Origin of the sequence: Sphingobacterium sp. SYP-B4668 (genome assembly GCF_027627455.1) — a bacterium.
In the GTDB taxonomy this organism is placed as follows: domain Bacteria; phylum Bacteroidota; class Bacteroidia; order Sphingobacteriales; family Sphingobacteriaceae; genus Sphingobacterium.
Genome location: NZ_CP115483.1, coordinates 5,243,477 through 5,266,064 on the forward strand (window position 1 = coordinate 5,243,477; position 22,588 = coordinate 5,266,064).

Consider the following 22,588-nt stretch of genomic DNA (forward strand, 5'->3'; position numbering starts at 1 on the left):
TCATGGTCATCATTGGAGCAGGTGGATTTGCCAAAGAACTTCTGCAGGTACTTGAAGAGTCGGACAACAAACAATCGATTTTTTTCTTTGACAATACAACAAAAGATGGTCCTGACAAATTGTTTGATCATTATACAATATTAAAGACCGAAGAATCACTTCGTCTACATTTCCAGGATCACAGCCCTGAATTTGCCCTTGGCATTGGCAACCCTAAAACACGAGAACGACTTTATCAGATGGCTATCTCCCTAGGCGGAAAAGTTTCCACTGTGATTGGAGACAGGAATACGATCGGTAAACACGTCTCCATTGGGCAAGGACTCACCGCCTTAAATCACATCGCCATTTCCAATGGCAGTATGATTGGCGAAAATGCACTCCTCTATTACGGAGTAGTAATAACTCACGACTGCAAAATTGGAAACTTTGTCGAATTGTCACCAGGAGCGACCTTGCTTGGACATGTTTCCATTGATGATTTTTCACAAGTTGGAGCAAATGCCACCATTCTACCTAAGGTAAAAGTAGGCAAGCATGTCGTTATAGGTGCCGGGGCTGTTGTTACAAAAGACGTCCCGGACTACCAAACAGTCGCAGGTGTACCTGCCAGAATAGTTTCAAAAAATGGATAATCACATCAGGAAAAACATACACTTCTTACATGACGATAAGTTTACGGATGGTGCGATTGAACAATTCGACAGCTATTTTCCAGGCCAAAATTTGTACATCATATTTGCCTCGGATATTAGCCGTTTGAGATATACCCATCCCAATACCAATTGTCTTATTCTAAATCTTAGAAATAGAAAGAATACAGAAAAAATACTAGCCACCATCACACAGTATAGTTGCACGAATCTATTTATCCACTATATTGACAGCTACAAAGCTGTAATGGCACTCTCCGTATTGACTAAATATGATATCAAAGTCTATTGGATATTCTATGGAGGCGATTTATACGGTTATCTTCAAAAGCACAAGGATTATCCGCTTTTTGATAGAGAAGAAGATCAGCCACGAAAGCCCCTAGGCGCCAATTTGATCAAATCCTTGAAATACCTTATTTGGTTTGGAGTGACTCCTGACCATGCCATCCAAAAATTATTTCTTAAAATCAACTATTTTTGCTTCTGGAACGAAAATGACTTTTACTTATTCAAAGACAACTTTGAAGTCAAAGCCGCTTTCAAATCCTTTATTTATTACAAGGCCCTAGGTGTGGCAAGTGAAATCACAAATACAGAACGGAAGTACATCTTAATCAATCACTCTGCCTCTCCAACTGGCAATCACTTAACACTCCTCACTACATTACGAAATATCGACCTCAAAAAAATTGGCTTAACACCGTTGTTACCACTCAGCTATGGTGATATGGAATATGCCCATAACGTATCGACCGCCTTCCAACAAAACTATGGAGATAGCGTAGAAATAATGAAGGAGTTTGTGTCAATAGAAACCTATCAATACAAATTGTCACAGGTTAGATGTGCCGTCTTCGGAATGAGAAGACAGGAAGCCGCTGGCAATATATTTCAGCTTCTTAATATGGGCGCGCGCGTTTTCCTTCGAAATGAAAACAATCTACTGAAATGGTTAAAAGATCGTGATTTTATCATATTCAGTATCGAAAATGACCTCAAAAGCGAAGAAAACCTAGACCAACTAAATGACGATGAAATCGCGCATAATCGAGCTTGTTATCAGCGATACTTTAACTTATCTGCGTACAATCATATGATGGAACATCTTATAGAAACTTAGAAATCCAGCTTCTTAAATCAAACCATGGAAACCTCTCTAGCCCCTATAGTCCTCTTTGTTTACAACCGTCCGGATCATACCATCCGCACGCTTACTGCCTTGGAGCAAAATACCCTTGCAATGGCTTCCGATTTGTTTATATATGCAGATGGCGCAAAACCTGACAGTAAACAAGAAAAGATTGGACAAGTACGTGAAATAGCCGCCTTACCCTGGAAGTTCAAAAGCGTGACTATCATTGAAAGACAGGAGAATTGGGGGTTGGCCGCAAATGTAATCGATGGCGTCAGCACCATCGTTAACCAATTTGGCAAAGTAATCGTACTGGAAGATGATTTAGAAACCTCTCCCTACACCCTCCAATATTTTAACGATGCTTTGAACCGCTATCAACATGAAGAGAAAGTAATGTCCATCAGTGGCTATAACTATCCTCTAAAAAATGTAAAGACGCTCCCAGAGACATTCTTCTTTCGGGTCACCAACAGCTGGGGCTGGGCAACATGGAGTCGAGCTTGGAAGTATTTCAACCCCGATATAGAAACGCTGATAAGCTCCTTAGATACAGCCGCAATTCACCAATTTAGTATAGAAGGGAAAGAAAACTTTTGGAAACAGGTCCAACAATTCAAATCTGGAAAAATCAACTCTTGGGCAATAAGGTGGTATCTATCCGTCTTTCTACAAAAAGGCCTAACCCTGTATCCTCGGCATTCTTATATTCAAAATATTGGCACTGATGGCACAGGTACCCATTCCGATACCGAATCCACTTATGTTGTATCTTTGTGCCAGCAACAAGCCCACTTCTTTCCACAGCAGATTGAAGAATCGGCAGAAGCCTATGCTGCTATTAAGGACTTTTATACTCACCGTAAAGGAAACTTATGGCAACGAGGAGTTCGATATTTAAAAAAAATCAGCAATTACAGATAATAAAGATGCCTACGAATCTGCCAAAAATATCCATCATTACCATTGTATTCAACAATGTAAAAGATATTGAATACACCCTTGCTTCTGTGTCACGACAGACCTATCCCAATATCGAGTATATCGTCATCGATGGACTGTCTACAGATGGTACCTTAGAGGTAATCCACAAGTATGCACAAGATATTGATATTTTGATTTCTGAAAAAGATAGCGGTATTTACGATGCCATGAACAAAGGTTTGGCCCGAGCAACAGGCGATTATGTTTTATTTCTAAACTCCGGAGACGAACTCTATTCCCCCACAACACTATCCGATATTTTTACACATGGTGACTATGCCGACATATACTATGGAGAGACCAAATTGGTAGATGAAAACCGCCATATATTAGGAGATAGAAGACACAAAACCCCCGAACAATTTGATTGGAAAAGCTTTAAATATGGCATGAATATATGCCATCAGGCCATCTACATCAAAAGAGCAATTGCAGAGCCCTACGATACACAATACCAACTCAGTGCAGATATTGACTGGGTCATTCGAGCGGCTAAAAAAGCAAGGACCACTGTGAATACTCATCAATATGTGGCCAAGTATTTAGTCGGTGGTATGTCTCAAAAAAGACATAAACAAAGCCTTAAAGAGCGATATGCCATTTTCGCGAAACATTATGGAAAATTTACGAACCTATTCAACCATCTTGTAATCGCACTCAGACTACTCTCGTATCGAATTAAGAACGGTAAAACCCAAGACTAATGATGAATCCAGAAATTTTGACAGAACTGGCAAATACCAGAATGCCATTCGGCAAATACCAAGGAGTCCTACTCTGCTATCTCCCAGAAGCCTATATCGTATGGTACAGACAAAAAGGATTTCCAAAAGGTAAACTAGGCGTACAATTAGCCACCTTATATGAAATCAAACTAAACGGTTTGGAATACCTATTAACCCCACTCATCAAGAAGTGACGAGAATCGCGTTTTTCCTTCGTATAAATTGTTTATCTTTGCAGCACTAATTTAGTTCACATTAAACGCCGTTTGCAGCGGTATCAATGAATATCATGACATATCAAACTTTACTGTACTACTGTTACAGCCCTATTGAAAATGCAGAACAATTTGCAGCTGACCACTTAGCATTCTGCCAATCCTTAAATCTTGTTGGACGTATTATTGTTGCAGACGAAGGTCTGAATGGGACAGTGTCAGGTACACAAGAATCTTGTACCGCCTATATGGAGGCTGTCTATGCAGATGGGCGCTTCAATAAGACCGAATTTAAGATTGATGACGTTGATGAGCCATCGTTCATCAAAATGCACTGTCGCTATAAATCCGAAATCGTCCATTCCGGGATGCGCAATCCCAAAGAAATTGACCCCAATCGTCAAACAGGGATTCATTTAGAACCCAAAGATTTTTTAGAAATGAAAGACCAAGACGATGTTGTCGTATTAGATGTCAGGTCTAATTATGAACACACGGTCGGCAGATTCAAAAATGCGGTGACATTGGATATCGAGAATTTTCGCGAATTTCCAGAAAAAATCAAAGAACTTGAACAATACAAGGGAAAGAAAATCCTCACCTATTGTACCGGTGGGATAAAATGCGAAAAAGCTTCAGCTTTACTACTAAAAGAAGGGTTTGAAGATGTCTACCAACTTCATGGGGGGATTATCAAATACGGAAAAGAAGCTGGGGGAGAAGATTTCCAAGGACAATGTTATGTTTTTGATAATCGAGTCACAGTTGATGTCAATTCCGTCAATCCATCGATTGTCTCCACCTGTCGAAATTGTGGTACCACTACCGCTAAAATGATAAATTGTGCCAACCCTGTCTGCAATGAGCATTTTACTCAATGTGATGCCTGTGGCGTGGAACTAGATGGTTGCTGTTCAGATGTCTGTAAAGAACATCCTAGAAAACGCCAGTATGATGGGACAGGGTATTATGTCAAAGTACCGCAACCCGTTAATGCAGAAAAAATCAGTAAACGAAAACATAAACAAATAATAAAGGGAAGCTAAGCTTCCCTTTATTATTTGTTAACCTCTCCAGGCTTTGTATCTATTGATAAGCCCATTTGTAGAAGAATCATGTGTATTTATCTCTTGGCTACTTTCCAATTCTGGAAGTATTTGATTTGCAAGCTGCTTACCCAACTCTACGCCCCATTGATCGAACGAAAAAATATTCCAAATGATTCCTTGAGTAAAAATCTTATGCTCATAAAGTGCTATCAACGTTCCCAATGAACGAGGTGTAACCTCCTTCAATAAAATGGAGTTACTCGGTCTATTCCCTTCGAAGACTTTGAAGTTTTTCAGTCGTTCAATCTCTTCTTCAGATTTACCCACTTTCCTAAACTCAGCGACGACTTCCTCTTCAGATTTACCATTCATCAAAGCCTCGGTTTGGGCAAAGAAGTTAGACAGTAGCATTTGATGATGTTGTCCAATTGGATTATGGGAGATTGCCGGTGCTATAAAATCACAAGGAATCAATTTAGTTCCTTGGTGGATAAGCTGATAGAAGGCATGTTGCCCATTTGTTCCAGGCTCTCCCCAAATAATAGGTCCAGTTTGATAGTCTACGCGCTCGCCGTTTCTATCCACGTATTTTCCATTGCTCTCCATATCTCCTTGCTGAAAGTACGCTGCAAAACGATGTAAATATTGATCATACGGCAATATAGCTTGACTCTCTGCATCAAAGAAATTATTATACCAAATACCCAGTACCGCCAAAATGACTGGAATATTTTCCTCAAAAGGAGCCTGTTGAAAGTGTTGATCCGCTGTGTAAGCACCTTTAAGCAACTCGTTGAAATTGTCGAATCCAATACCTAATGCAATGGACAGCCCTATTGCCGACCATAATGAGTACCGTCCACCTACCCAATCCCAAAACTCAAACATATTTTTCGTGTCAATACCGAAAGCTGAAACAGCTTCAGCATTGGTGCTCAAGGCCACAAAATGCTTTGCAATATCTCCCTCTTTTGCTCCTTGGTCAAGTAGCCAAGCACGTGCAGTGCGGGCATTAGCCATGGTTTCTTGCGTAGTAAAAGTCTTCGAAGCAATTAAAAATAAAGTAGTTTCCGGATTTACGCCCTTTAAAGCTTCCGCAATATGGGTCCCATCCACATTCGATACAAAATGTAGATTCAAATGTGTCTTGTAGGCCTTAAGAGCTTCTGTCACCATCACTGGCCCTAAGTCCGACCCCCCTATGCCAATATTTACAACATCAGTAATGGCCTTCCCGGTAAACCCTTTCCAGTTGCCCGAAAGGATCTCATTTGTAAACTCACGCATATGCTCCAATACGCTCTGAATCTGTGGCATGATATCTTTTCCATCCACAAGAAGTGGATTTCCCCCTTTATTCCGAAGTGCCGTATGGAGTACCTGCCGTCCCTCTGTCTCATTAATTTTCTCCCCCGCAAACATTGCCCGGATAGCATCTTCCAATTTACATTCTTTAGCCAATTGCATCAAGAGCGCCATTGTCTCTTCGTTCACCCTATTTTTGGAGTAATCCAGCAGGATTTCCTCCAAATCGATGGAAAACTTATCAAAGCGTTGCGGATCCGCCTGAAACAACTCTTTTAAGCTGTATTGGTTAATATTGATATAGTGGTCAGTCAAATATCTAAATGCATCTGTCTGTGTAAAATCGATTCTTGGTAACATATTTTTTGTATTTGTTCAAAGATAACAAATTCCATTTTTCTAGCCTTTTTTAATTTGCAGTTTATAGGAATGGCGAAGGGTCGTGGGATTTAATTTTCAATTTTCGCTTTTTAATTTCTACTTTTGACATATGACCAAAGAACAAATTCAAGACTTGAGGGACCGTGTCACGTCCCTGAGGAGGCATCTTTGACATTGATGCCAAAAAAGACGAAATAAACCAAGAACAAGAGCAGACCCTTGCCCCCGACTTTTGGAATGATTCCAAAGCCGCAGAAAAAGTTCTACACGCTATCAAGACTAAGAAAGTTTGGACCGATCAATTCGATTCGGTTGCATCATCTGTAGAAGACACGATTGTATTGTACGATTTTTTTCAAAGCGGTGACGCGTCCGAGCAGGAGCTAGACGAGCAATATCAACTTGCGCGAGAGGGCATCGAAGAATTGGAGTTTAAGAACATGCTCAGTGCTGAAGAAGATCAGCTCGATGCCATTCTTCAAATTACGGCGGGAGCTGGAGGTACAGAAAGCTGCGATTGGGCTGCTATGTTGATGCGAATGTACATCATGTGGGGAGAAAAACACGGCTGTAAAGTTACCGAGCAAGATTCACAGGAAGGAGATGTTGCGGGGATAAAAACGGTTACATTACAATTTTCGGGAAATTTCTCTTATGGTTATTTAAAAGGAGAAAATGGCGTACATCGTCTGGTGCGCATCTCACCATTCGATTCTAACGCCAAAAGACATACTTCCTTTGCTTCCGTATATGTTTATCCGCTCATTGATGATAATATCGAAATTGAAGTAAAAGATTCCGAAATTGAATGGGATACCTTCCGCTCAGGTGGAGCCGGTGGACAAAATGTGAACAAGGTTGAAACAGCTGTGAGATTACACCACAAGCCTACCGGTATCATCATCAAGAACCAAGAATCCCGTTCACAATTACAAAATAAGGAAAATGCTTTTCGTTTGTTAAAATCCCAGCTGTATGAAATCGAGATGCGTAAGCGCCAAGAAGCCTCTGCCGTAATCGAGGGGTCCAAGAAAAAAATAGAGTGGGGATCACAGATTCGAAACTATGTCTTGCATCCATACAAATTGGTTAAAGACTTACGCACAAGCATAGAAACATCCAATACGCAGGCTGTATTAGATGGTGATATCGATTTGTTTTTAAAAGCATACCTTATGGAATTTGGAGGCTAGCTTCCCCAACAAAGATTTACAATCAAAGAGCAAGGAATAAAGATCAATTTTTTAAGTTCTTTACACCTTGCTCTTTTTATCTTCGCTCATTTGCGCCTGTTTGTAAACTCTTTACAAGCATTTTAAACAGGCTCTTCAGTCCTAAATAACTAAAATGAGTTTTTCCACATCATGCTCTCTACAGGACGGACGGTCTTACCGTTGTATTTTGCATTACCTTTTGTATTATAAAAAGTCTCAATATCACCTTCCACTGCAAAATAAATCAATTGTCCTATAGGCATTCCGGCATATATACGGACAGGCTGGGCGACAGAAATTTCTAGGGTCCAGGTATTACAAAAACCTACATCCCCCTTACCTGCAGTCGCGTGGATATCAATCCCCAATCGTCCAGTACTTGATTTCCCTTCCAAGAACGGGACGTGTTGATGCGTCTCTGTATACTCCAATGTCACCCCAAGATAAAGCGTGTTCGGTTCCAACACGTAGCCTTCCGCAGGGATTTCGAAATGTGTAATCTTATTGTGCTGCTTTGCATCCAATACTCGGTCAGTATAGGTTGCAAGATATTTCCCCAGGTGCACATCATAAGAATTTGTGCCTAGGCACCCGCGATCAAACGGCTCGATAACAATCGCTCCTGACTCAATTTCTTCCAGTATTCTTTTGTCCGATAAAATCATGATTTGTAAAAATAGACCAACTATGTTGGTAATTCACACATAGTCAGCCTTCAAAAATACAGTTTTAGCCAATAATTATCGTGAATTATTCCGAATTTATTTAATACCGACAAATTTCCAAACATTCTTCAAATCTGTTTGATTTTAATTTTTCGTCTGTGTAACTTGCATCTATCATACATCCATTATATTATCCCCACTATGCCCTTAGTATACTTACGAGAGTTGGACGAACACACCAAATTTGCAATCTGGAAGATTGAAGAATCTGCGGACGATTTATTGTCAAGTCTGCAATTAGACACCCGTGAGAAGGCAATACTAGATTCATTCGGTAAAGGAAAGCGCATATTACATTGGATGACTACACGCGTGCTATTACGCTATCTACTCCAAACAGACCAATATATTGACTGTCCCTCTGATTCGAATGGGAAGCCATATCTCGTCAACTTTCCCTATAAATTATCTTTAACCCACTCCTTTGACTATGCAGCGGTCATGCTCAGTTCTAAGGGTGAAGTCGGAATTGATCTAGAAATTGTAAAGGATAAAGTAGTACGCATCCAGCATAAATTCTTGAAACCAGAAGAACTGGCCTTCATTCAAGGTGAAAATACCATCGAGCAACTCTATGCATGTTGGTGCGCAAAAGAAGCTGTTTACAAACTCCAAGGCAACAGAGGTGTTTCTTTTTTAGACAACATGACCATTCAGCCATTTGAATATCAGGCACAGGGCGTATTGCAATTGCAATTGACAACCTCGACATACACACATACATACGATGTCCACTTTGAAAAATTTGGCGAGTACATGCTTGGTTATGCAGTAGAATAGCCTTATCGATTAAGCAATAAGGATAGAAAAATAACCGAGCAGTGACTTGAACGTCTTTACACTTTCTTCCTCGCCCATTTGCACCTCACCAGTTAAAATCTGGGTTTTCGCTTTTCCAAAAATGCGGCTACTCCTTCCTCAAAATCCGGAGTTTCAAAGCACTTCCCAAACTCTTCACTCTCCACTACATATCCATTCTTTTGCTTATCGCCATGCGCGTTAACAGCACGAATTGCGGCTGCCACTGCTGTTTTAGACCGTGAAAATATTTGATGGAGAATTTCTTCACATGTTGATATTAGTTCATGGGCAGCGACCACATGATTGACCAAGCCCCAACGATTGGCATCATCTGCTGAAATCATTCCTCCAGTCATAATCATTTCTAGCGCCTTTCCCCTTCCTACCAACTCTGTAAGCCGTTGTGTCCCCCCATAGCCAGGAATCAGTCCTAAAGAGACCTCTGGCAGGCCAACTTTCGCTTCCGCTACTGCTACTCTTAGGTGGCATGAAAGAGCCAATTCAAGCCCTCCCCCTAACGCATAGCCATTAATAGCCGCGATTACCGGCTTTTCAAAGTACTGAATACGATCCATTAGTTTTACACTCCCCAGCTGGGACAATTTCCTTCCTTCCTCTTCACCTAGTGATTGGAATTCTTTGATATCTGCCCCCGCAACAAATGCCTTTGCCCCGCTTCCCGTCACAATTATACCCCAGACGTCTATATCTGAAGCCAAATCAGTTAGGGTCAACATCAACTCTTCTATTGTTTTGGTATTCAATGCATTGAGTTGCTGCTCACGATTTATCGTGACATATGCAATTCGACCTTCCTTTTTGACTAAAATATTTTCAAAAACACTCATAATCAGCTGTTTAAAAATTAAAATGAACCGAAAAACGAACCCTTTCCTTTCGGATATTATCATATTCTCTATAGGAAAGTCGTTTAACGTACTCCACCGTAAAAAATCGGAATACATTCTCTAATCCCACCGTCGCCTCAAGATAGGGCTTTTCGCCGATGGTACGCGTTGCAATCTTACCCTCGTCATCGCGATCAAAATGTACCACCTCATTACTGATATACGGATTATTTTGTGGAGCTAAATCCCCGTAAAACATCCGAAGTCGCCACAATTCACGCCACTTTAACTTCTTAACAAGCGGTATTTTATTCAGGAAAAATCCATTCAATCGATGATCTACCCCGACCTTGACAAATCGATCCGCCACAAACTCCATCTTATTCATCATGAAATAATCAAAAGTATGGCGATCCAAGACAGTTTGCACATTTGGAATTTCCAATAATGGATACGGCAACGTTCCCCAAATCTTGCCTGCGACAGCGGTCATATCCATATAGCCCAACTGGTTTAAAAACCATCTTTTGGAAACCGAGAATCGAAGAGCATCGTAATTATATTCCCCGCCAATAAACCCTTCAATACCTCGATTGTATTGCAATGAAAAGACAGGATGCTGTTCGATAACCGTACTACGAGTCAAATTCCTATAATAGAATTTTTCATTCGGAGCCCAGCGCAGTATCATTTCAGCATCATTGGTAATAATACGAGGTAAAATTTGCCCGGACTGTGTCCCTGTTTTATTGAAAATCAATGTTCCAGCAGTTTCACGTCTGAAATAAGTAAAGCCCGTACTGATGCTAATGTGGTTTCCAAACTCCCAAACATGGTTCAATTTGTACGCATCATTGAACAAAAATTTATCTGGCTTATTACTACTTAACGAGCTGAAGAAACTATCCCCTTTTTTAAAGCCAATGCCTCTACCAGGCTCCATCAAATCATGTTGTACGATAGCCTCTACATAATGTGCTGGAAAAGTTGCGACTGATTCCCCATTCACGGACACCGCCGATCGTCCATAATACTTCATCTGCTGATCCTTGAGGCCATAGGCTACATATCCCTCCAAATAAATTTTATCCGACAGTATATTGGTCGTACGCCCTCCAAAACGGAGACGGTTTCCTTCGACTTCATTAAAACTATAGGTATATTCCAACGGGCCAAATTCCACGGGCCCCGCATTGTAGAAACCCTGTGCCAATAGATATCCCAATGCCATCAAGCGCTTGACACTTTTCATATTATTAAGCGAATCGGTATTGGAATACACCATCTGCTCAACCGTATTTAAAGGAATAGGTCGCTTGCGATTTAAGAATGCGCTATCTTGACTAGCGGTAGTCGTCATTTCTGTAGGAGCTCCTTTAAAGATATCCGAAGACACTGGCGTCTTGAAATCATAGTTAGAATTAAAAGAGACCCGACGACCAAAAAGAGCGTCCTCTTTACGGCCACCAAATAAAATCAATAAATCAGATCGACGCAATAACATAAAGCCATCTTCATTCGGATTATAATGTAGACTAATCAATATATCATTTATCCAGTTAATATTAGCCTCTTTCCCGACAATCAATTCTGCTTGACGGACGGCATATCGTCCATCTACCGTCACCTGTAGCGTTCCGCTAAAAAGTAAGTCTTGTTTATTCTTCGGTTCAAAGGCCAGTTCGATAAACTGTCCCTCGGACGTCTCGATAGTATCTAAGATATAATAACGGTAGAAAGTCTTCGCTTCATCAGCAATAGGACTTAGGAACAGCTTATTGACGACAAAAACATTAGCATCATAGATATCAACGGGCTGAAATTGGTAATTAAGGTATTGCTGGATATTTGCGTTATTGATATATCGAGGATCGAACTCAGTCTTTTTATGCGATCTAATCAATTTCTTAAACTTAGACGGATTTGTCTGCGAGTATACATCTGAAAAATTCTCTTCCATATACATCGGCAATAGTGCTTTCCCTTTGATAGAAGCCGTATCTAGGTTTTTAAAGATAAACCCCGCTTTGCCAAGCCGCTTTTCCATTGTTTTCCGTGGATCCACCAATCCAAATTGCACCTTCTCATATTCTTCAAAATGCACTTGCTCCAAGGATTTCAGCCGATTACCTTTCTTATGTTTGATGACCAGATCTATCAATTCCAATGCGGCGGTATCCCTCTTTGGCTTTCCCTTCTTTGAAATAGTCACCATTTCCAACATGTTGTCCGCATAGTCCAACTCAACAAGAAGTTGCTTGAGCGTATCGGTTGTAACAGGTAAGGTTACCGGACTAAAGCCCATTGCTCTAAAGTTGATCGAGGTATGTTTTGCATTCGCAAGCACCGAAAAGTTACCCGCAGTGTCGGTAGAAGTCCCAACATTCCCAGGGGAAAGCACCACGGTTGCCCTCGGAATTCCATATCCCGTATTCTTATCCACAACCCTTCCTTTGATTGAAAGCTGGCCAAACACAGGATAGGTCATCCACAATAGGTATCCTACAAGTAAAATATAGTTTAGTCGCTTCTGATATATCATACTTAAATCCTGCACATCTCCATAAATATACAATTTGTAACGGGAGAATAAAATAGATAACGAAGCCGAGATGTAAATAATTTCAACACATAGTGCAAATATTATTTACACCAGTCCGCATCGACACCTGATTTAATGAAAAATGCATGGTCTTATACCATGCATCGCAATGTTTTTCGAAAAGTACGTACTGTCTATAGCAATTCGACCGCCCAAATCATTTCAACAATCTTTCTGCCGACAGGTATATACCTCTTCTCTTCAACTCACTAAATCAGTTGGATCAAACAATCTGGATAAATTCCAATAAGAATTGTTAATACGATAGCGACAAAAAAGACCACACTATAATTTAAGGGTACCGAAAGACTAGATATGCTTGTTGATTCTGCCGCTTTAAAATACATAGCGATTACCACGCGTAGGTAATAAAAGACCCCTATTACCGCATTTATTGCCGCTAGGACAAGCAACGTAATATGGTAGTCATTCATAGCAATAGTAAACATCATGAACTTGCCGACAAACCCAGCTGTCAGGGGAATTCCGGCCAAAGACAGCATCGCAACAGTAATGGTCAATGCTAGCCAAGGATTACTTTTCCCTAACCCATTAAAAGAGCTGAAATGATCGGTACCATCCTGGCGTTTGACTAGAATCAAGGCCCCAAAAGCGACAACCGATGATAGGGAATACGCCACGACATACAAGAGCACGGCACTCGCAGACTGTGTACCTACTGAAACTATTGCAAACAACATATAGCCTGCATGAGCAATACTTGAATAAGCCAACATCCTTTTAAATGAATGCTGCATCATAGCGGAGATATTACCAATGAATAGGGTGATAATAGCGATGGTTAATAAAATCGGTGTCCAAAAATCATTTAACGGCACCAAAACGGTACTGAACAAGCGTAGCATACCTGCGAAGGAAGCAGCTTTCACAACAGTACTCATATAAGAGGTAATCAAAATCGGGGCCCCATCATACACATCTGGTGTCCAAAAGTGAAAAGGTGCCGCACCGACCTTGAAGCAAAGTCCAACAATTAAAAATAAAATTCCTGCATAAAACATCGGCGATATATCATGAGGATGTGCAATCACATATTCCTTAATAACCTCCAGATCAAAAGAAGCCGACGCCCCGTAAAGCAACGCAATCCCAAATAAAAGAAAGCCGGTAGAGAAAGCCCCCATCAAAAAGTATTTTAATGAGGCCTCATTAGATGCAAAATCCTTCTTACGGATACCTACCAGAATGTAAAGAGCAACGGACATAATCTCGATACCCATAAATAGCATGGCAAAGTTATGATACGAATTGACCAACAATGCCCCCGTAAGAGAAAATAGGATTAACGAATAATACTCCGCTACATGCTCACTTATAGCACCAAAATAGGCCCTCGAAAGCAATAGCACCAATGCGGTGATCACCACGCATAGCACAGAAAACGCCACCGAAAAATGATCAAAAATAATCATGCCGCTGTAGAGTGGCTCTGCTTCGGTATTCCATTCCATTAGGAGAAAGGCCAATACTCCACCCAGGCCCAATAAAGCCACGGGGAGAATAGCCTTTTTTGCTTTATAAAGGCCCAAATACAAAACTAATATTGCTAATAAAGACAGCGTGATAATCGCACCCATAATAAAACCGATCTAATATTTTTTCGCTATAATTCTAAAACTTTACCACATCAATCAACTGTTGGATTGACGCTTCCGACAAGCCTAACAGTCCATTGGGAGTAACACCAATATAAATAATTGCTATCGCAACAATGCTCAACAGCAACACCTCATGTCCGCTAATATCAGACACCATTGCATACTGCTCTTTCAAAGGCCCAAGCATCGACTTTTGAAAAAGTCTCAACATGTATACAGCCCCTAGTATCAAAGTCAAACCTGCAAACACAGCATACCAAAAACCATATTCGTAAACCCCAATCAAGAGTAAGAATTCACCAACAAATCCATTTGTCAATGGCAAACCTACAGCCCCCATAACAATGATTAGAAAAAACACCGCCAGATTAGGCATACGCTTAGCTAAGCCTCCCAAGTCAGCCAATGAGCGAGTTCCAGTTCTTGAACTGATGATGTCCAATACATAAAATAGGCCGATGACCGATATCCCGTGATTAATCATCTGAATCATAGCCCCTTGCAACCCCTGTAAGTTCCAAGAGAAGACACCCGCACTGATTAAGCCAACGTGAGCAATAGAAGAGTATGCGACCAATCTTTTGATATCCTTTTGTTGGATAGCAATGATAGAAGCATACACAATGCCTATTACTGAAAGAACCATGGCCAATTGTCCATAAGCGGCTACCCCCAAAGGAGCCACTGGAATGAGCCATCGGATCAATCCATACACGCCCATTTTTAACATAATCCCCGCCAGTAACATAGTACCCACTGTCGGTGCATTCGTATACGTATTAGGTTGCCAAGTATGGAACGGGAATAACGGAATCTTGATTGCAAATGCCAAAAAGAACGCCCAGAAGACCCACCTTTGAGCAGCATCCGACATTTGTAATCCGACAAATGAGGTCCATTCAAAATCCTTGGAGGCGGTCTGTTGTTGCAGATAAATAATTGCCACCAACATGAAAATACTTCCCAGAAAGGTATAAACAAAGAATTTGAGATTGACCTTAATACGATCGCCCTCTCCCCATAATGTACAAATAAAATAAATCGGAATCAAGGCAATTTCCCACCCAACGTAGAAAGTAAAGGCATCCAAAGCCAAGAAAACCAAAAGAAGGCCTGTCTGCATAAATGCAAGTAAAGCATATAGGTTGCCCTTGAACCCTTTTGAAAAAGTAGCTAAGATAATCAATGGCATCAAGCCATTTGTAAGCAATACCAAGGGAAGGCTAATTCCATCCAACCCGATATGAAAGTGGATTCCTAAGCTTTGGATCCAAACATAATTTTGCTCAAACTGTACCAGTGCGTTCGGTACGAATTGACACAGAAAAGGAATTGTAAAAGCCAACTGCACCAACGAAAGAACAAGTGCTATTCCCTTAGCAGTTTGAGATTTCTTGACGAATGCTAAGACAAAAGCACTGACCAGCGGTAATAAAAGCAGTATACAAAGATTAGTCATCTATACAATTATTTTTTTTTCTAAAAGCTGAAAACTCCATACACAAATAAGACAATTACGGCCACTACCATCATGAAGATATAGAATCCGACTTGGCCATTCTGCAACTGTCGAATCCCTTTACCTGACGTCACAAAAAATTGGGCTACCCCTTCGACTATACCATCTATTCCAGACCGATCCACTATCTTATATAAAAACTTAGAAAACGAATTGAGAGGCTTGACAATCACGCTATCATAAAGCTCGTCAACATACAATTTTTGGTAGGATAGACGGTGTAGACCATTATCCTCCAATGCATCCGATTTTGGTATGTACCCCTTCTTCACATATCTGATATAAGTGACAACCGCCATGATAATAGCTGCCAATGCGGATACCACCATTAGAACAATCTCTGTTTGATGATCGATGTGGATGGTTCCCTTGATCGATTGTCCCTCTGAGAATACAGGTGCAAGGAAGTTTGCCAGCTTATGCCCTCCACCAATCGCCTCTGGCACATTCATTACCCCACCGATAGCGGCTAGTATAGCCAATACAATTAGCGGGAATGTCATCGTGAGAGGAGACTCATGTAGATGTTCCTTTTGTTTTTGGCTGCCTCTGAATGTTCCAAAGAAAGTCAGATATAACAACCTGAACATATAGAAAGCAGTAAACAATGCGGCAATAAAACCAAATGTCCACAACAATTTATTTTCAGCAAAGGCAAAGGCCAAAATTTCATCTTTTGAGAAAAACCCAGATAATGGGGGTATTCCCGCAATGGCTATCGTTCCGATCAACATCGTGACATAGGTAATTGGCAGCTTCTTCTTGAGTCCACCCATTTTTCGCATATCCTGTTCATCACTCATGGCATGGATCACAGATCCTGCCCCTAAGAAAAGTAAGGCTTTAAAGAAGGCATGGGTAAGTACATGGAAGAAGGCTCCGGTAAATGCGCCGACACCCAATCCCAAGAACATGTATCCAAGCTGTGACACCGTAGAATAAGCCAACACCTTCTTAATATCATTTTGCGTCAATGCAATAAATGCGGCTATCACTGCAGTCGCCACACCCACAATTGCGATAATCTGCATAGTAAGTGGTGATAAGGTAAACATGATATTGGATCGAGCAATCATATAAATACCTGCCGTTACCATCGTCGCCGCATGGATTAGAGCCGATACAGGCGTTGGGCCAGCCATAGCATCTGGCAACCAGGTAAACAAGGGAATTTGAGCCGATTTACCAGTAGCTGCAATAAATAACAGAATGGTAATAACGGTCAATGTCATATCACCCACAGCAAATTCTTTCACCTGTGGGAATACGGTTGCGAACTCAAAGGACCCGAATGTATAGAAAATAAAAAAGATAGCTAAAAGAAAGCCCAAATCTCCAATTCTATTCATTACAAATGCTTTCTTAGCTGCAGAGGCATACGAATCATTGGTATACCAAAATCCGATAAGCAAATACGAGCATAAGCCAACTCCCTCCCAACCAATGAACATGACCAAAAAGTTGGATCCAAGCACCAATAACAACATGAAGAAGATAAAGAGATTCAGATAAGCGAAGAATTTACCAAATCCGCTATCTTTATGCATATATCCTATCGAGTAGAGGTGAATCAAAAATCCAATCCCAGTCACAATCAATAGCATGATTGCGCTGAGGGGATCTACTAAGAAGGACAAGGCAACGTTTAATTTACCAACTTGGATCCAATTGAAGATCTCTTGCGTAAATACACCGTTAGCACCCGCAGCCCGAGCATCGTATACCTCGCAGAACACGAAGCAACTCACCACAAAAGCCCCTAGTACAACACCACTTCCGATTATCCCGATAATCGACTTAGGAAGAATATGTTGCCCTATACCGTTTATTAAGAACCCGATCAGCGGGAGTAAAGGAATCAACCAAATTAATTCAATCATAATTTTCTATGCCTTAATCTTCAAAATATTACCAACGTAAGCGACTTAAAGACGCGATATCCACGGACTTGGTATTTCGGTATACCATAATAATGATGGCCAAACCTACTGCCACTTCCGCCGCCGCCAAAGCCATAATAAAAAAGACGAATACTTGTCCGCCTGGATCCCCATGATGAGAAGAAAATGCCGCCAAGAGCAAATTGACCGCATTTAACATCAATTCTATTGACATCATGATGATGATCACATTCCGTCTAATCAGTACCCCAATCACCCCTATTGCAAATATGATACTGCAAAAAATTAAATAATGATTTAAGGGTACTCCCTGTATCTGTTGAACAATATTATCCATCTGTACGCTGTGTATCTTTTTTAGCCAATAAAACTGCACCCACCATTGCGGTTAACAACAAGATGGAAGCAATCTCAAAAGGCAATAAAAATTTGTCAAATAATACCTTTCCTAACTCCTTCACCAACCCTATGGTTGGCTGAGCAAGCACTTGCCCATTATCAACTTCTAACACCCGTAGAGAGCCCAAGACGACAACAATCAGACACATACCAGCGATTGTCCCCATAATCTTGACGAGATGTGACCGCATAGGCTCCGTTTCCTTATTGAGATTCAAGAGCATCAATACAAAAAGAAACAATACCATAATGGCCCCCATGTAGACGATAAAGTTTACAATGGCCAAGAATTGGGCATTTAATAAAATATAATGTACTGTAAATGTAAAAAAAGTAATAACCAAGTACAGCACACTATGTACTGGATTCTTTGTGAAAATGGTCATTAACGCAAAGAAAATAGACAAAAAGGCTATAAAATAAAATATCGTCATCTGCTAATTAGGTTATGCTTTTTGGTGTATTGGATAGCTTTGTTATATCAAATTTAGGTTCCACCAACTTATCTTTGCCGTAGATGAAATCCTTTCGTACATAGTCCGCAGTCACATGAGGACCGTCCAAGTAAATCGCTTCCTTAGGACATGCCTCCTCACATAATCCGCAAAAAATACACCGGAGCATATTGATTTCATATACTGCAGCATATTTCTCCTCCCTATAAAGCCCTTCTTCTCCTTTTTTTCGTTCTGCCGACGTCATTGTAATGGCCTCCGCTGGACAAGATAGCGCACAAAGACCACATGCCGTGCATCGTTCCCTTCCTTGTTCATCACGTTTCAGAGAGTGTTGTCCTCTAAAATTTTTAGAATAAGGACGAATTTGCTCTGGATATTTAATCGTCGGTATCTTCCTAAAAAAGTGCTTCAATGTAATGGATAGCCCTTTAGCAATAGCAGGGAGATACATGCGCTCCCATATATTCATTGGCTTTTGTTCCAGTACTTTTTTTCTATTTGATAATGATTGCATAGCTTCTTCTTTTATTGTCACGTCGTGCGCTTGTTACCTTTCTGCTCTCTTCACTTAATAACGTTAACTCCATACCCCTAGCTCCACCACGTATCTTTTGCAATAGTGATAATACCTGTCAACACAATGTTGGCTATAGCCAATGGAATCAATACTTTCCAACCCAGATTCATCAACTGATCATAGCGAAAGCGCGGCAATGTCCAACGTATCCACATAAAGAAAAAGATGAATGCAAATATCTTGATAAAGAATACAATCACCCCGATGATAGTAATCCAATTTTGTGAAAGTCCAAGGTCATCCATAAATGGAAAATTATACCCACCGAAGTACAACGATGCCATCAATGCAGAAGACACAAACATATTGATATACTCAGAGAACATATATAGTCCAAGCTTCATAGATGAGTATTCCGTATGATATCCCCCGACCAATTCGGTCTCACATTCTGGCAAATCAAATGGCACTCGATTACATTCCGCAAACGAGCATACCATAAACAATAAGAAGCCCAGTGGTTGTACCCAAATGTTCCAATTGACAAAGCCGTGCTGTTGTGCAACGATATCACCCAATTTAAGCGACCCAGTGACCATCAGTAGTGCAATTAGCGACAAACCTAACGCGAGTTCATAACTAATACTCTGTGATGCGGCACGAATAGCTCCCATTAGGGAAAATTTATTGTTTGAAGCCCAGCCTCCCAACATAATACCGTAGACCCCCAACGCCACCACTCCAAAGATATAAAGCACCCCAACGTTAATATCGGCGACTTGTAGTATAATCGCCCTATCTCCGATTGTTAATGTTTGTCCCCAAGGAATTACTGCTGACGTAATACAAGCCGTGATAATAGCGATAGTAGGACCTAGGATAAAAAGCGTCTTATGTGCTCCCGCAGGAATAATTTCTTCTTTGAAGAAAAACTTACCGCCATCACACAATGGTTGAAGTAAGCCGTATAGTCCCGCTCGGTCAGGGCCATAACGGTCTTGCATAAATCCGGCAACTTTTCGCTCCGCCAATGTTGAATACATCGCAATCACAAGCGTGACAACGAAAATAATAACAACTAAAACTGATTTTTCTATAATGAAAGCTGTTTCCATGCTTATATCTTATACTATTTTAATCTTTCTGTACGCGCCAATTGTTCTTGATTTGCTTCCTGCAATTCCAAATCTTCCTTAATAACTGCTGGAGGATTGAAATCCAGGTAGTGATTCGCGCCAATGACCGAATCTTTATCGATCAAAGTTGGCTCATCCAATACCCAATCATCTGTATGTTTCTTATCGAATCGGCAAGTATTACAAATGAATTCCTCCACCTCTCCGTATTCGTCTTTACGAGCTGTTACACGCAATACTTCAGTCCCCTTATACCATAAAGTGACCTTACCTGCGCAGGTAGGACAATCCCGATGAGCATCTACAGGTTTAGTGAACCACACTCGATTCTTGAATCTGAATGTTTTATCAGTCAATGCACCGACCGGACAAACGTCGATCACGTTTCCTGAAAAATCATTATCCACAGCCTTTTGTATATATGTGGAAATCTCTGCATGATCGCCTCTGTTTACGATACCGTGAACACGTTTTTCAGTAAGTTGATCGGCAACGAATACACAACGATAACACAATATACAACGGTTCATATGCAACTGTATCTTATCGCCAATATCAATCCGTTCGAATGTACGTCGCTCAAACTCGTACCGCGTAGCCTCACTCCCATGTTCGTATCCCAAATCTTGAAGTTTACATTCTCCCGCCTGATCACAAATTGGGCAATCCAGCGGATGATTGATCAAGAGCATCTCCACGACACCCTTACGTGCCTCTACAACCTCTGGGGAAGTAATATTCAACACTTCCATCCCATCCATGACTGTCGTCCGACAAGATGCAACAAGCTTAGGCATCGGACGAGGGTCCTTCTCGGAGCCCTTACTGACTTTTACAAGACAGGTTCGGCATTTCCCGCCAGAACCCTCTAACTTGGAATAATAGCACATCGCTGGAGGAACAATATCTCCACCAATTTGACGGGCAGCATTCAAAATTGTCGTTCCTGGAACTACTTCTACAGGAATCCCATCTATGCTTACCTTGATTTTTACATCCTCTGCCATTTTTCTACTCTCTTTTAGTACGTTAATTAAACAACCGGTGTTAATGGATCCGCATAATGTGCAAGACCGAAGTTACGGCTTAATGCTTCATTGGGATGGGTGATGTGCCATTCAAATTCATCCCTAAAATGTCTTATTGCAGCTGCTACTGGCCATGCGGCGGCATCTCCCAAAGGACAGATGGTATTTCCTTCAATCTTACGCTGTATATCCCAAAGCAAATCTACGTCCTCCATCGAACCCTTTCCAGATTCAATCTTATGGAGGACTTTTTCCATCCATCCAGTCCCCTCCCGACATGGAGAACATTGTCCACAGCTCTCATGATGATAAAACCGCGTGAAATTCCACGTATTCCGAACAATACATTGATCTTCATCAAAGGCAACGAACCCACCCGACCCCAGCATTGTTCCAGTGGCAAAACCACCATCCGCAAGCGATTCATATGTCATCAGGCGACTTGCACCATTGATGGTCTTCGTAATCAAATTGGCAGGTAGGATAGGAACAGATGATCCCCCGGCAACTACCGCTTTTAATTTCTTTCCGTTCGCTATTCCGCCGCAATATTCATCTGAGTATATAAATTCCTCTACAGGAAGTCCCAATTCAATTTCATAAACACCTGGCTTTGCCAAATTCCCACCTGCCGAAATCAGTTTTGTACCGGTACTCCGGTCAATACCAATCTTAGCGTATTCTTCACCTCCGTCATTAATGATAGGCACTGTCGCAGCAATGGATTCCACATTATTCACGACTGTAGGACAGCCGTACAATCCTGCAACGGCAGGAAAGGGAGGTTTAATCCGCGGATTACCTCGTTTTCCTTCCAAAGACTCTAACAACGCGGTCTCTTCGCCACAGATGTAGGCTCCCCCTCCGGGTTGAACGTAAATCTCGAGATCATACCCAGTTCCCATAATATTCTTGCCTAAAAAGCCAGCATGCTTGGCTTCTAAGATAGCCTTCTCCAAAATGCGAATTTGTGGCATCATCTCACCCCGAACATAAATATAGGAGGTATGGGCACCTAAAGCATAGCTAGACACAATCATTCCCTCAATTAAGGCATGGGGAATATGTGTCATCAAGAAACGGTCTTTAAACGTACCAGGCTCAGATTCGTCTGCATTACACACCAAGTAACGAGATACACCTTCTGGTTTAGCCAGAAAACTCCATTTCATCCCAGTGGGGAAACCTGCTCCACCCCTTCCGCGGAGACCTGATTTTTTCACTTCCTCGACGACATCATCGGGAGACATGGTCTTCAACGCCTTTTCTACCGCACGGTAACCTCCGCGTTCACGATAGACATCGTAGGTGTTGATTCCCGGAACATTGATATGTGTTAGTAATAACTTACGAGCCATTTTTTATTCTTCTTGC

21 protein-coding genes are annotated in these 22,588 nt (G+C 41.2%); 8 read left to right on the forward strand and 13 right to left on the reverse strand.

The genetic code is table 11. From position 1 onward, the window contains the following. Positions 1–2: 2 nt before the first annotated feature. The 6 genes from OQ289_RS21310 (at position 3) to trhO (ending at position 4,758) form a co-directional block, all read left to right on the forward strand. Complete coding sequence (locus OQ289_RS21310) at positions 3–635, forward strand: acetyltransferase (RefSeq protein WP_270088737.1); 633 nt, start codon at positions 3–5, stop codon at positions 633–635. Then, a complete protein-coding gene (locus tag OQ289_RS21315) occupies positions 628–1,776 on the forward strand; it encodes a TDP-N-acetylfucosamine:lipid II N-acetylfucosaminyltransferase (RefSeq protein WP_270088738.1) in 1,149 nt (382 codons plus the stop codon). Before OQ289_RS21310 ends, OQ289_RS21315 begins: the two co-directional genes overlap by 8 nt. Positions 1,777–1,800: 24 nt before the next feature. Then, complete coding sequence (locus OQ289_RS21320) at positions 1,801–2,712, forward strand: glycosyltransferase (protein WP_270088739.1); 912 nt, start codon at positions 1,801–1,803, stop codon at positions 2,710–2,712. Between the two features lie 5 nt (positions 2,713–2,717). After that, a complete protein-coding gene (locus OQ289_RS21325) occupies positions 2,718–3,476 on the forward strand; it encodes a glycosyltransferase family 2 protein (RefSeq protein WP_270088740.1) in 759 nt (252 codons plus the stop codon). Further along, on the forward strand, positions 3,476–3,691 hold the full coding sequence (locus OQ289_RS21330) for a DUF3820 family protein (protein WP_033565669.1): 216 nt from the start codon (positions 3,476–3,478) through the stop codon (positions 3,689–3,691). The genes OQ289_RS21325 and OQ289_RS21330 overlap by 1 nt, the downstream gene beginning before the upstream one ends. Positions 3,692–3,777: 86 nt before the next feature. Then, a complete protein-coding gene (gene trhO, locus OQ289_RS21335; protein ID WP_270088741.1) occupies positions 3,778–4,758 on the forward strand; it encodes an oxygen-dependent tRNA uridine(34) hydroxylase TrhO in 981 nt (326 codons plus the stop codon). Positions 4,759–4,776: 18 nt separating this feature from the next. Here the strand turns inward: trhO and pgi are convergent, their stop codons facing one another. Continuing rightward, positions 4,777–6,426: a glucose-6-phosphate isomerase gene (gene pgi, locus OQ289_RS21340; protein WP_270088742.1), complete on the reverse strand. Its 1,650-nt coding sequence runs from the start codon at positions 6,424–6,426 to the stop codon at positions 4,777–4,779. Between the two features lie 130 nt (positions 6,427–6,556). On the opposite strand from pgi, the gene prfB reads away from it, so the two are divergent. After that, positions 6,557–7,640 (forward strand): peptide chain release factor 2 gene (gene prfB, locus OQ289_RS21345; RefSeq protein WP_270088743.1). Its coding sequence is split into 2 segments (ribosomal slippage): positions 6,557–6,616 and positions 6,618–7,640, totalling 1,083 coding nucleotides; the frame shifts between segments, so codons are not numbered across the junction. 149 nt (positions 7,641–7,789) lie between these two features. Here prfB and dcd read toward each other — a convergent pair. Then, positions 7,790–8,326 (reverse strand): dCTP deaminase, encoded by a 537-nt coding sequence (gene dcd, locus OQ289_RS21350; protein WP_033565673.1) that lies wholly within the window; start codon positions 8,324–8,326, stop codon positions 7,790–7,792. 201 nt (positions 8,327–8,527) lie between these two features. Between dcd and OQ289_RS21355 the strand changes: the two genes are divergently transcribed. Further along, entirely contained in the window at positions 8,528–9,166 is a 639-nt protein-coding gene (locus tag OQ289_RS21355; protein ID WP_270088744.1) for a 4'-phosphopantetheinyl transferase family protein, read from the forward strand. Between the two features lie 92 nt (positions 9,167–9,258). Here OQ289_RS21355 and OQ289_RS21360 read toward each other — a convergent pair whose 3' ends face one another. The 11 genes from OQ289_RS21360 to nuoF form a co-directional block, all read right to left on the reverse strand. Further along, a complete protein-coding gene (locus tag OQ289_RS21360; protein WP_270088745.1) occupies positions 9,259–10,035 on the reverse strand; it encodes an enoyl-CoA hydratase/isomerase family protein in 777 nt (258 codons plus the stop codon). Between the two features lie 10 nt (positions 10,036–10,045). After that, complete coding sequence (locus tag OQ289_RS21365; protein WP_270088746.1) at positions 10,046–12,577, reverse strand: DUF5686 family protein; 2,532 nt, start codon at positions 12,575–12,577, stop codon at positions 10,046–10,048. Between the two features lie 269 nt (positions 12,578–12,846). Beyond that, positions 12,847–14,235, reverse strand: coding sequence for an NADH-quinone oxidoreductase subunit N (locus OQ289_RS21370; protein WP_270088747.1), 1,389 nt, complete (start codon positions 14,233–14,235; stop codon positions 12,847–12,849). Positions 14,236–14,269: 34 nt separating this feature from the next. Then, positions 14,270–15,715, reverse strand: coding sequence for a complex I subunit 4 family protein (locus OQ289_RS21375; RefSeq protein ID WP_270088748.1), 1,446 nt, complete (start codon positions 15,713–15,715; stop codon positions 14,270–14,272). 20 nt (positions 15,716–15,735) lie between these two features. After that, a complete protein-coding gene (gene nuoL / locus OQ289_RS21380; protein ID WP_270088749.1) occupies positions 15,736–17,655 on the reverse strand; it encodes an NADH-quinone oxidoreductase subunit L in 1,920 nt (639 codons plus the stop codon). 28 nt (positions 17,656–17,683) lie between these two features. Further along, positions 17,684–18,013: an NADH-quinone oxidoreductase subunit NuoK gene (nuoK, locus tag OQ289_RS21385; protein WP_033565680.1), complete on the reverse strand. Its 330-nt coding sequence runs from the start codon at positions 18,011–18,013 to the stop codon at positions 17,684–17,686. Continuing rightward, positions 18,006–18,509, reverse strand: a complete 504-nt coding sequence (locus OQ289_RS21390) for an NADH-quinone oxidoreductase subunit J family protein (RefSeq protein WP_033565681.1) — start codon at positions 18,507–18,509, stop codon at positions 18,006–18,008. The genes nuoK and OQ289_RS21390 overlap by 8 nt, the downstream gene beginning before the upstream one ends. A gap of 7 nt (positions 18,510–18,516) precedes the next feature. After that, on the reverse strand, positions 18,517–19,047 hold the full coding sequence (locus OQ289_RS21395; RefSeq protein WP_033565756.1) for a NuoI/complex I 23 kDa subunit family protein: 531 nt from the start codon (positions 19,045–19,047) through the stop codon (positions 18,517–18,519). Positions 19,048–19,124: 77 nt separating this feature from the next. Next, positions 19,125–20,165, reverse strand: a complete 1,041-nt coding sequence (gene nuoH, locus OQ289_RS21400) for an NADH-quinone oxidoreductase subunit NuoH (protein ID WP_033565682.1) — start codon at positions 20,163–20,165, stop codon at positions 19,125–19,127. Between the two features lie 14 nt (positions 20,166–20,179). Next, complete coding sequence (locus OQ289_RS21405; protein WP_033565683.1) at positions 20,180–21,193, reverse strand: 2Fe-2S iron-sulfur cluster-binding protein; 1,014 nt, start codon at positions 21,191–21,193, stop codon at positions 20,180–20,182. 26 nt (positions 21,194–21,219) lie between these two features. Beyond that, positions 21,220–22,572 (reverse strand): NADH-quinone oxidoreductase subunit NuoF, encoded by a 1,353-nt coding sequence (gene nuoF / locus OQ289_RS21410; protein WP_270088750.1) that lies wholly within the window; start codon positions 22,570–22,572, stop codon positions 21,220–21,222. Positions 22,573–22,588 lie beyond the last annotated feature (16 nt).